The sequence below is a fragment of the Neisseria sp. HMSC074B07 genome (assembly GCF_001810355.1).
GTDB lineage: Bacteria > Pseudomonadota > Gammaproteobacteria > Burkholderiales > Neisseriaceae > Neisseria.
The window spans coordinates 1-10,765 of sequence record NZ_KV800891.1 but is presented as its reverse complement, the minus strand read 5'-3'; the positions used below and the strand labels follow the sequence as shown (position 1 = coordinate 10,765).

Annotated in this window: 6 protein-coding genes and 2 pseudogenes; all 8 read left to right on the top strand. The window is 53.0% G+C overall.

Annotated features, from left to right (window positions below):
* Positions 1–511 (top strand): annotated as a pseudogene (locus HMPREF2726_RS01225) (DUF3396 domain-containing protein); the annotation flags it as partial.
* Between the two features lie 152 nt (positions 512–663).
* On the top strand, positions 664–2,193 hold the full coding sequence (locus HMPREF2726_RS01220; protein ID WP_009313148.1) for an ABC transporter permease: 1,530 nt from the start codon (positions 664–666) through the stop codon (positions 2,191–2,193).
* Between the two features lie 349 nt (positions 2,194–2,542).
* Positions 2,543–4,852, top strand: coding sequence for a DNA topoisomerase IV subunit A (parC, locus tag HMPREF2726_RS01215; protein WP_070601918.1), 2,310 nt, complete (start codon positions 2,543–2,545; stop codon positions 4,850–4,852).
* 164 nt (positions 4,853–5,016) lie between these two features.
* The gene (locus tag HMPREF2726_RS01210) at positions 5,017–6,606 is read left to right on the top strand and encodes an ATP-binding protein (protein ID WP_009313146.1); all 1,590 of its coding nucleotides are present in this window, start codon (positions 5,017–5,019) and stop codon (positions 6,604–6,606) included.
* Entirely contained in the window at positions 6,599–8,203 is a 1,605-nt protein-coding gene (locus HMPREF2726_RS01205; protein WP_009313145.1) for a sigma-54-dependent transcriptional regulator, read from the top strand. Before HMPREF2726_RS01210 ends, HMPREF2726_RS01205 begins: the two co-directional genes overlap by 8 nt.
* 552 nt (positions 8,204–8,755) lie before the next feature.
* Entirely contained in the window at positions 8,756–9,406 is a 651-nt protein-coding gene (gene ftsE, locus HMPREF2726_RS01200; RefSeq protein WP_003765335.1) for a cell division ATP-binding protein FtsE, read from the top strand.
* A complete protein-coding gene (ftsX, locus tag HMPREF2726_RS01195; RefSeq protein WP_070601916.1) occupies positions 9,403–10,320 on the top strand; it encodes a permease-like cell division protein FtsX in 918 nt (305 codons plus the stop codon). The genes ftsE and ftsX overlap by 4 nt, the downstream gene beginning before the upstream one ends.
* Positions 10,321–10,420: 100 nt before the next feature.
* A pseudogene (locus HMPREF2726_RS14260) lies at positions 10,421–10,765 on the top strand (hypothetical protein); the annotation flags it as partial.

The window sequence follows — 10,765 nt, the reverse complement described above, 5'->3', positions numbered from 1 at the left end:
AGGCAGGATAGAGCCTGTTTTGGCAAATCATCCCGATATTACTCTGCGCGACTTTGCCGGTATCAAGGTTTTTAAAATCGGCAGCTTGCCCGAAACAGGGGATATCCGCGAAGATTTACCCTTGGACTACATTGCGCTAAACCGAGCTTTAGAACCGATACGCGAAAAATATCCGCGTGAAAACATGGGCGGCATTACCCGCGAACAGATGTATTATTGGTCGAGAAGATGGGACGGCTGGGAAGTGGAAGAAAAGGACGGCAAGCGGATCTACACCCAAGCGCCGCAGGAAATCATCGGCGTCGAGGAAGAGCCAGTTCCAATTTCAGGTATGTGGAAAATCACCAGCTTTGACGGTGAGACCCGCCATTTCAATAAAGGCGAAATTTTCCCTGAAGGAGAAGGAGTACGGACACAAAAAGCACTTCTCGGACCCCAAATGGGCCTGACCATTTGGGAGCTTGTCAAAGGAGACCATAACGAGCCTTTGCGTAGAAAGGCAATGTGGTAAGGTAACAAGCCATAAATAATCTATTAACAAGTATAGATTGAGCCGAAAACCCAACATTTATCAAGGTCGTCTGAAAAGTTCAAATCCCTTTTCAGACGACCTTTGCTTCGTATCCGTTACAATATCTGTTTTAAACCCTGTCTATCCGTTCTATGAAAACTCTGTTTCGCTCGTTTCCTGCTACTGTTTTGCTTGCGCTGTTGCCTTTGGGTTTCTTGGTGGTGATGGTGGTTGCGCCATTGGTGGCGATGGCGGCTTATGACGGGTCGGCTTGGTCGTTGGTGTTGGCTGACGATTATATGCAGCATCGCTTGGTTTGGACGGTGGTTCAGGCGGCGGTCACTTGTGTGCTGGTTTTGCTGCTTGGTATTCCGGTGGGGTGGTCGTTGGCAAGGTTGTCGTTTCGCGGGCGTGAGATGATTTTGCGACTTTTGATGCTGCCGTTTGTGATGCCGACTTTGGTGGTCGGGGTGGGTGTGTTGGCTTTGTTCGGGGCAAACGGTGTGTTGTGGGCGGGCTGGCAGGATACGCCGTATTTGTTGCTTTACGGCAATGTGTTTTTCAACTTGCCTGTGTTGGTACGCGCGGCGTATCAGGGATTTTTGCAGGTGCCGCAGGCGAGACTGCAGTCGGCGCAGACGCTGGGTGCGGGGGCTTGGCAGCGGTTTTGTTTTGTGGAATGGCCGGTGTTGCGCCCTTGGTTGGCGGGCGGGGCTTGTTTGGTATTTTTGTATTGTTTTTCGGGTTTCGGACTGGCTTTGTTGCTGGGTGGCAGCCGTTATACGACGGTTGAGGTGGAGATTTATCAGTTGGTGATGTATGAGCTGGATATGGCTCAGGCGTCGGTTTTGGTGTGGATGGTGTTGGGGGTGACGGCATTGGCGGGGCTGCTGTATGCGTATTTGAGCCGGCAAACGGCTTCTGATAAGGCGGTTCGTGCTTTGCTGCCGCATCGTCCGCAATCTTTGGGCGAACGTGTTTTGCTGGGTTTTTCTTTAATGGTGTTGCTGCTGTGTTGCCTGCTGCCTTTGGTGGCGGTGGTTTTTTTGGCGGCATCGGCAGGCGGGTCTTGGGGCGTATTGCTGGAACGGGAAACTTTGGCTGCGGGATGGAATACGCTGCGGTTTTCGGGGATGGCGGTTTTGACGGCGGTTGTGCTGGGGGTGATGTATGCGGCGGTTGCGCGACGGGTGGCGTGGGTGCGCAGTTTGGTGTTCTTGCCGTTTATGGTTTCGCCTGTCTGCATTGCCGCCGGTATATTGCTGCTTTATCCGCAATGGACGGCATCGCTGCCTTTGTTGGTTGTCACTTATGCGCTGCTGGCGTATCCGTTTGTGGCAAAAGATGTGCTGGCGGCTTGGGACGATTTGCCTGAAGATTATGTGTCGGCTGCGCGCGGTATGGGGGCAAATGCTTTTCAGACGACCTTGTATGTGACAGCCCCTTTATTGAAACCTGCTTTGCGACGCGGTCTGACTTTGGCGGCGGCAACCTGTATCGGCGAATTTGCCGCCACGCTGTTTTTGTCGCGCCCCGAATGGCAGACGCTGACCACTTTGATTTATTCGTATCTGGGCAGGGCAGGGGAGGACAATTATGCACGGGCAATGGTGTTGACGACGGTTTTGATGCTGCTGTCGCTGATGGTGTTTTTGCTGCTGGACGAACGTGAAAAGACTTGATGTCCGCTTTTGAAATGTAGCATGATGTTTATAGAGGTCGTCTGAAAACATTTCAGACGACCTCAAATCCATTTAGATTGTCAGCAATTCCATTCAAAAATATAGTGGCTTAACTTTAAACCGACGGCGTTACCTCGCCTTAGTTCAAAGAGAACGATTCCTCTAAGGTGCTGAAGCACCAAAGTGAATCGGTTCTGTACTGTCTGTACTGTCTGCGGCTTCGTCGCCTTGTCCTGATTTGAATTTAATCCACTATAAAAAGATACGCGGCGAAACCATGCCCCGACATTTTTATTTTCATTCGCTATCCTTTACAATACCTTCCTTTATCTTTCATTCCAGCTTCCTTATGAACGAACACGTTTCCGTCCCATCCCCTGTCGGCGAAGACTACCTGCTCTTAGGTCAATACGCCGAACGCGCCTATCTCGAATACGCTATGAGCGTGGTCAAAGGCCGCGCGCTGCCTGAAGTTTCAGACGGCCAGAAGCCCGTGCAGCGGCGCATTTTGTTTGCCATGCGCGATATGGGTTTGACGGCGGGAGCGAAGCCGGTGAAATCGGCGCGCGTGGTCGGCGAGATTTTAGGTAAATACCACCCGCACGGCGACAGTTCTGCCTATGAAGCGATGGTACGGATGGCGCAGGATTTTACCTTGCGCTATCCCTTAATCGACGGCATCGGCAACTTCGGTTCGCGCGACGGCGACGGGGCGGCGGCGATGCGTTACACCGAAGCGCGGCTAACGCCGATTGCGGAATTGCTGTTGTCCGAAATCAATCAGGGGACGGTGGATTTTGTGCCGAACTACGACGGCGCGTTTGACGAACCGCTGCACCTGCCCGCCCGCTTGCCCATGGTGTTGCTCAACGGCGCGTCGGGCATCGCGGTGGGCATGGCGACCGAAATCCCGTCGCATAATCTGAACGAAGTTACGCAGGCGGCGATTGCGCTGTTGAAAAAGCCGACGTTGGAAACCGCCGACCTGATGCAGTACATCCCCGCGCCTGATTTTGCCGGCGGCGGTCAAATCATCACGCCGGCGGACGAATTGCGTCGGATTTACGAAACCGGCAAGGGCAGCGTGCGCGTGCGTGCACGTTACGAAATCGAGAAGCTGGCGCGCGGACAATGGCGCGTGATTGTGACTGAGCTGCCGCCGAACGCTAATTCCGCCAAAATCCTTGCTGAAATCGAAGAACAAACTAACCCGAAACCGAAAGCAGGCAAAAAGCAGCTCAACCAAGACCAGCTCAACACCAAAAAGCTGATGCTGGATTTAATCGACCGCGTACGCGACGAGTCCGACGGCGAACATCCCGTGCGCCTTGTGTTCGAGCCGAAATCCAGCCGCATCGATACCGATACCTTCATCAACACGCTGATGGCGCAGACTTCGCTGGAAGGCAATGTGTCCATGAACTTGGTGATGATGGGGCTGGACAACCGCCCTGCGCAGAAAAACCTGAAAACGATTTTGCAGGAATGGCTGGATTTCCGCGTCGTTACCGTAACACGCCGTCTGAAATTCCGTTTGAACCAAGTGGAAAAACGGTTGCACATCCTTGAAGGTCGTCTGAAAGTCTTTCTGCACATTGATGAAGTGATTAAAGTCATCCGCGAATCAGACGACCCGAAAACCGATCTGATGGCGGCGTTCGGGCTGACCGAAATCCAAGCCGAAGACATTTTGGAAATCCGCCTGCGTCAGCTGGCGCGTTTGGAAGGTTTCAAACTCGAAAAAGAATTGAACGAGTTGCGTGAAGAACAAGGTCGTCTGAATATCCTTTTGGGCGACGAAAACGAAAAACGCAAGCTGATTATCAAAGAGATGCAGGCGGACATGAAGCAGTTCGGCGACCCGCGCCGCACGCTGGTGGAAGAAGCCGGGCGCGCCGTGCTGACGCAAACCACCGCCGATGAACCCATCACGCTGATTCTGTCGGAAAAAGGGTGGATACGCAGCCGGGCCGGACACAACCTTGATTTGAGCCAAACCGCATTCAAAGAAGGCGACCGCCTCAAACAAACCCTTGAAGGCCGCACTGTTTTACCCGTCGTCATCCTCGATTCATTGGGCAGAACCTACACCCTCGATGCCGCCGAAATCCCCGGCGGGCGCGGCGACGGTGTGCCCGTTTCATCGTTAATCGAGCTGCAAAACGGCGCGAAACCCGTCGCCATGCTCACCGGACAGCCCGAACAGCATTACCTACTTTCAGGCAGCGGCGGCTACGGCTTCATCGCCAAACTGGGCGATATGGTCGGACGCGTGAAAGCGGGCAAAGTGGTGATGACTGTGGACAGAGGCGAAACCGTCCTGCCGCCGATTGCGGTTTATGCCTCCTCGCTCATCAACCCCGACTGCAAAGTCGTACTGGCCAGCAGCGACCACCGCCTCTTGGCGTTCTCGATCGGCGAACTCAAAGTCATGCCTAAAGGCCGTGGTTTGCAGTTGATGTCGCTGACCGAAGGCGCATCGCTGGAACACGTTCTCGTAACCACGGCTGCGGAATTCATCGTTGAAACCGTCGGCAAGCGCGGTGCGGCGCATCAGGAAAAATTGCGCATTTGCGATATCGAGGGCAAACGCGGCAAAAAAGGGAAGGTTTTGGACATCTCAGGTCGTCTGAAAACCTTGTCCGCAGCTTCCGAATAAGCAACAGAGGAAACGATAACACATTGAAAACCTAGAAAACACGGTCGTTTTATGTTATGCTGACAAAATTAAAAAAATATTTACGACCGTCTGCGGAAATATTGCAGAACGATTTCAAAAACAGGTACTAATAATGATAAAAATAAACAAAAAGGGTTGCGGATATGAGTAAGTCCGGCTTTCAGGAACTGGGAAACCTGAGCGAGCGGATACCCGGTTTAATCAATATTGCCCGCATTGCCATCGTGCTGCCGCTGTTGGTCATGCATGCTTTCGGCGTTTACAGCAATGGCACCCATATCGGCATGTCATTCCCCCCCGTCGAATTTTACAGCTGGGCAGCGCTGTATTCTTTCCTCATCTTGTTATCCGTCGCCCGTCCGGACTGGCAATGGCAGACTTTGGATTTGCCCAATGCCAGCGCAGTCGTCGATATTTCGATGATGATGATACTGGTGTATATCGCCGGCGGAGTCGATTCGGGCTTCGGCATCCTTGTCCTTCCTTTCGTCGCGACGTCCTGCCTCCTCAGCTACGGGCATTATCCCATGCTGTACGCAGGCTACGCGTCCATGCTGTTCTTCTTCAATCTGCTGCTCGACGGCAGCGTCCGCCTGCATCCGTTTGATTGGGATACGCAGCCCCTGATTACTACGGTCCTGCTCAGCGGCGCGTGTTACCTCGTCGCCATGCTGACTTCGTTCGCCGCCCGCTATTTGGAGCAAGCGACCGAATCTGCCAGCCGCCATCAGCTTGCCTACCGCCGCATCAGCGGGTTGAACCGCCTCGTCCTCAACCGCGTGCAGGAAGCCGTTATCGTCATCGACAGTACCCAGCGCGTCTGGCTTTTCAACAAACAGGCAAAAACCTATTTCCCCGGTTTAGTGGTTGACCAGCAGGAAGTCGTGTTCAGCGAATTGGTTACACGCTGGCAATATCATCCCGACAAACCGTTTGAAACCGATATCCACATCTTCCAACACGCCATGCACGTCCGCGCCGTCCCGCTGATTCAGGAACAGACGGAACTGCTCATGCTGTATGTCCGTTCGCTGCGCGAAGTCGCGGCAGAGGCCATGTCCACCAAGCTCACCTCGCTCGGACAGCTTACCGCGAACCTCGCCCACGAAATCCGCAATCCGATGTCCGCCATCCGTCATGCCAGCGATTTGCTGCAAGAAAGTGATGACGATGCCGAACCCGATCCCGTTAAAGCCAAGCTTTGCGGCATCATCGACAGCAACATCCAGCGCATCGACAAAATGTTGGAAGACATCTCCCTGCTCAACAAACGCGACAATATCAGCCGCGAGCCGATCAACCTGATGAAATTCTGGCTCGACTTCAAACAAGAGTTCACGCTCAACAATTCCGAAGCCATCGGCTGCCTGCGCATGAATATGGACGGCAACAACCTTACCGTCCTCGCTGATGTGATGCACATCCAACAAATTATGTGGAACCTCTGCAATAACGCATGGCGGCACAGCCGTCAGGACGAAAACGCGATTACCGTCCTGATCCGCCCCAGCGGCAGGATGCACATTTCCATCGTCGTTGCCGATAACGGCAAAGGCATTTCGCCCGAAGTTCGCAACCATCTCTTCGAGCCGTTCTACACCACTGAAAAACAAGGTACGGGATTGGGATTGTACGTTGCCCGCGAACTGGCACACGCCAATATGGGCCAACTCCATTACCACCCCGAAATGAACGGATTCGAACTGATTTTACCGAGAGAACACAATGAGTAAGCTGCAAGACCCAGTATTGGTCGTCGACGACGAGGCCGACATCCGTGACTTGATGGAAATGACGCTGATGAAGATGGGACTGCACGTGCAGACCGCCGTCGGCGTAGAAGATGCCAAAGACAAGCTCGACAACAACGACTACTCCCTTGTCTTGACTGATATGCGGATGCCCGACGGCTCAGGTCTCGAAGTCGTCCAATACATAGACGAACTCATGCTCGACACCCCTGTCGCCGTCATTACCGCCTTCGGTAATGCCGACCAGGCGGTCGAAGCCCTTAATGCGGGTGCGTTCGACTACCTGCAAAAGCCGATTACCCTTTCCCAACTGCGTTCGCTGGTTAAATCCGCCGTTTCTGTTTCCAATAGTACAGACGAAATTGCCCAGCCGCCGACCGAAAAACCGTCCGCACCCGTCGCTGCCGCATTCAACAAGCCTAAAACCCCGCCCAAACCGCCCAAACGCGACTTGAGCGGTTCTGTCTCCGTACCCGAAAGCCTGCGTTCCATGAAAGAACGCTTTGCCACCGGCGAAATCGCCATGCGCGCGAACGAAGACGTGCCCGAATTGGGCGGCGAAGAAGATATGCCGAGGCTGCTCGGCAGTTCGCCCCAAATGGTCGAAGTCCGCCACCTGATCCGCCGCCTCGCCCGCAGCGGCGTGCCCGTTTATATTTCCGGCGAATCGGGTACCGGTAAAGAACAGGCGGCGCGTACCATCCACGAATTGTCCGATCGCGCCGACAAGCCCTTTATCGCCGTCAACTGCGGCGCAATTCCTGAAAATCTGATGGAAAGCGAATTCTTCGGCTACAAAAAAGGCAGCTTTACCGGCGCCGACCAAGACCGTCTCGGCTTTTTCCAACACGCCGACGGCGGTACGCTGTTCCTCGACGAAGTTGCCGACTTGCCGCTAGCCATGCAAGTCAAACTCCTGCGCGCCATCCAAGAAAAAGCTGTGCGCCGCATCGGTGATGCCCGCGAAACTTTCGTCGATGTCCGCATCATCTGCGCCACCCACAAAAACCTCGAAGCCCTTGTTGACAGCGGTGCATTCCGTCAAGACTTATATTACCGCCTCAACGTCGTTACCCTGTATATGCCGCCCCTGCGCGAAATGCGCGAAGACTTGGGCGCGCTGATTCTGTACCTGCTCTACAAACACCGCCACGGTACGCAAACCTACAAACTCAGCCCCAAAGCGCAAGAAGCCCTGCTGCATTACAGCTATCCCGGCAACTTCCGCGAACTCGAAAACATCCTCGAACGCGCCGTCGCCCTGACTGTCGGACAAGTTATCCAGTTGGATGATTTGCAAATCCAAAACACGACGACGCCCAAAAACGACCATCCAAACCTCAGCCTTGACGACATCGCCGATTCCGAAACACGAAAAGGCGAAACTTTGGATCACCAGCCGCTTCCGCCGTTTGACCCGCGCACCATGCAGATTCAAGATTACCTTGACCAAATCGAGCGTGGCATTATCGAACAGGCGTTGCAACAAACCCGTTACAACCGCACTCAGGCAGCCAAGCTTTTAGGCATCAGCTTCCGCTCCATGCGCTACCGTATGGAACGTTTGGACATCAATTAAGCTTGCACTTTGCATTGTCTGAACGTTTAGGAAGCAAGACCCGAATATGTGCTTCAAATCTCAAACCGCGTATCTGCCATTCAGTCGGATACGCGGTTTTTGGCGTTCGAGAGGTCGTCTGAAAATTTTCAGACGACCTCTCTGTTTTAGGAGATTTGTGGATAAATACGGTTGAATATAGTGGATTAACTTTAAATCAGGACAAGGCGGTGAAACCGCAAGACAGTACAGACAGTACAGAAACCGATTCACTTGGTGCTTCAGCACCTTAGAGAATGTCTCTTTGAGCCAAGGCGAGGCAACGCCGTACTGGTTTAAAGTTAATTCACTATAAAATGGTGGCGACAATCACACTTGTAATATTGTGTTGTAAAGCCGTCAGTCCGACGCTTTGCCTACCGCCGTCCATATCTGAGCAAACTATCAAAAAAACGCCGAAATCTTTATAATTCGGCACATATCCTATTTTTCAGACGACCTATCTCCGATAGCGCATCCTTTTGTGGATTAACTGTGGATAAGTTTGTCCTGACCCCTTTCCAGGAATACCTTATGATCCGTTTCGAACAAGTTTCCAAAACCTATCCAGGCGGTTTTGAAGCCCTGAAAAACGTCAGCTTCCAAATCAAAAAAGGCGAAATGATATTTATCGCCGGCCATTCCGGCTCCGGCAAGTCCACCATCCTCAAGCTGATTTCCGGTATTACCAAGCCCAGCAAAGGCAAAGTGTGGTTCAACAACCAAGACTTGGGCGAATTGAGCGACAACCAAATCGGCTTCATGCGCCAGCATATCGGCATCGTGTTCCAAGACCACAAAATCCTCTATGACCGCAACGTCCTGCAAAACGTCATCCTGCCGCTGCGGATTATCGGTTATCAGCCGCGCAAAGCCGAAGAACGCGCCCGCATCGCCATTGAAAAAGTCGGCTTGAAAGGCCGCGAATTGGACGATCCCGTGACCCTCTCAGGCGGCGAACAGCAACGCTTGTGTATCGCCCGCGCCGTCGTCCACCAGCCCAGCCTCCTGATTGCCGACGAACCCTCCGCCAACCTCGACCGCGCCTACGCGCTCGACATCATGGAATTGTTCAAAACCTTCCACGAAGCAGGAACCACCGTCATCGTCGCCGCCCATGACGAAACCCTCATGGCAGACTACGGCCACCGCATCCTGCGCCTCTCGAAAGGACGACTCGCATGAGCATCATTCACTACGTCTCGCTGCACGTCGAATCTGCGCGCACTGCGCTCAAACAGCTCCTGCGCCAACCCGTCGGCACGCTGCTCACCCTCCTGATGCTCGCCGTCGCCATGACTCTGCCGCTTTTCATGTATTTGGGCATTCAAAGCGGGCAAAGCGTTTTAGGCAAGCTCAACGAGTCGCCGCAAATCACCCTCTATATGGAAACCGATGCGTCCAAAGCCGATAGTGATACCGTCCGCAACCTGTTGGAACGTGATGCCCGCCTCAACAAAATCCGTTTCATCAGCAAGCAGGAAGGCTTGGAAGAGCTGCAATCCAACCTCGATCAAAACCTCGTTTCCATGCTCGACGGCAACCCCTTGCCCGACGCATTTATCGTAACGCCCGATCCCGCTACGCCGCCCGCACAAATGCAGACGATTTATCAGGATATGGTCAAGCTGCCCATGGTCGAATCCGCCACCATGGACACCGAATGGGTGCAAACGCTGTATCAAATCAACGAGTTCATCCGTAAAATTTTATGGTTTCTTTCACTGACGCTGGGCATGGCGTTCGTCCTTGTCGCGCATAACACCATCCGTCTGCAAATCCTCAGCCGCAAAGAAGAAATCGAAATCACCAAGCTGCTCGGTGCGCCCGCATCGTTCATCCGCCGCCCCTTCCTCTATCAAGCCATGTGGCAGAGTATCTTCTCCGCCGCCGTCAGCTTGGGGCTGTGCGGCTGGCTGCTCTCCGCCGTGCGCCCGTTGGTAGATGCCATCTTCAAACCCTACGGGCTTAATATCGGCTGGCGTTTCTTCTATTTCAGCGAAGTTTCGCTGGTGTTTGGCTTCGTCATCGCCCTAGGCGTCTTCGGCGCATGGCTTGCCACCACGCAGCATCTGCTGGGCTTTAGGGCAAAGAAATAAAAACATTTGATTGAAGCAAAGGTAAAAAGGTCATCTGAAACTCTAAAACAAGGTTTCAGACGACCTTTGATTAGTGCCATTTATCGTATAAGGAAATAATATGCAGGGAAATCTACTACCACTCGAATATGACCTAAGTTTGAGCAAATTATTGAGAAGGATGGCGCAGATACTGTTCATCTTATCCTTGTGCTTGCCTGCCGTGAATGGAGCTATGGGTTTGCTAATTTGGTCGACAGGCTTATTTTTCTTGTGGCTTCCGTTGGGTTGGCCTACATTTGCCAATGTAATTTTTATTGTTTTATATATCAGATTGAATGATGAGAAAGAGATCTTGCCTTTGTTACCCTGTTTAATGTTAACCCTGATGATACCGGGGTCGATATTTGCGATTGATGGGATATTTGGCTGGGGATATGTGGTTTGGGTGATGTCGGGTATGCTT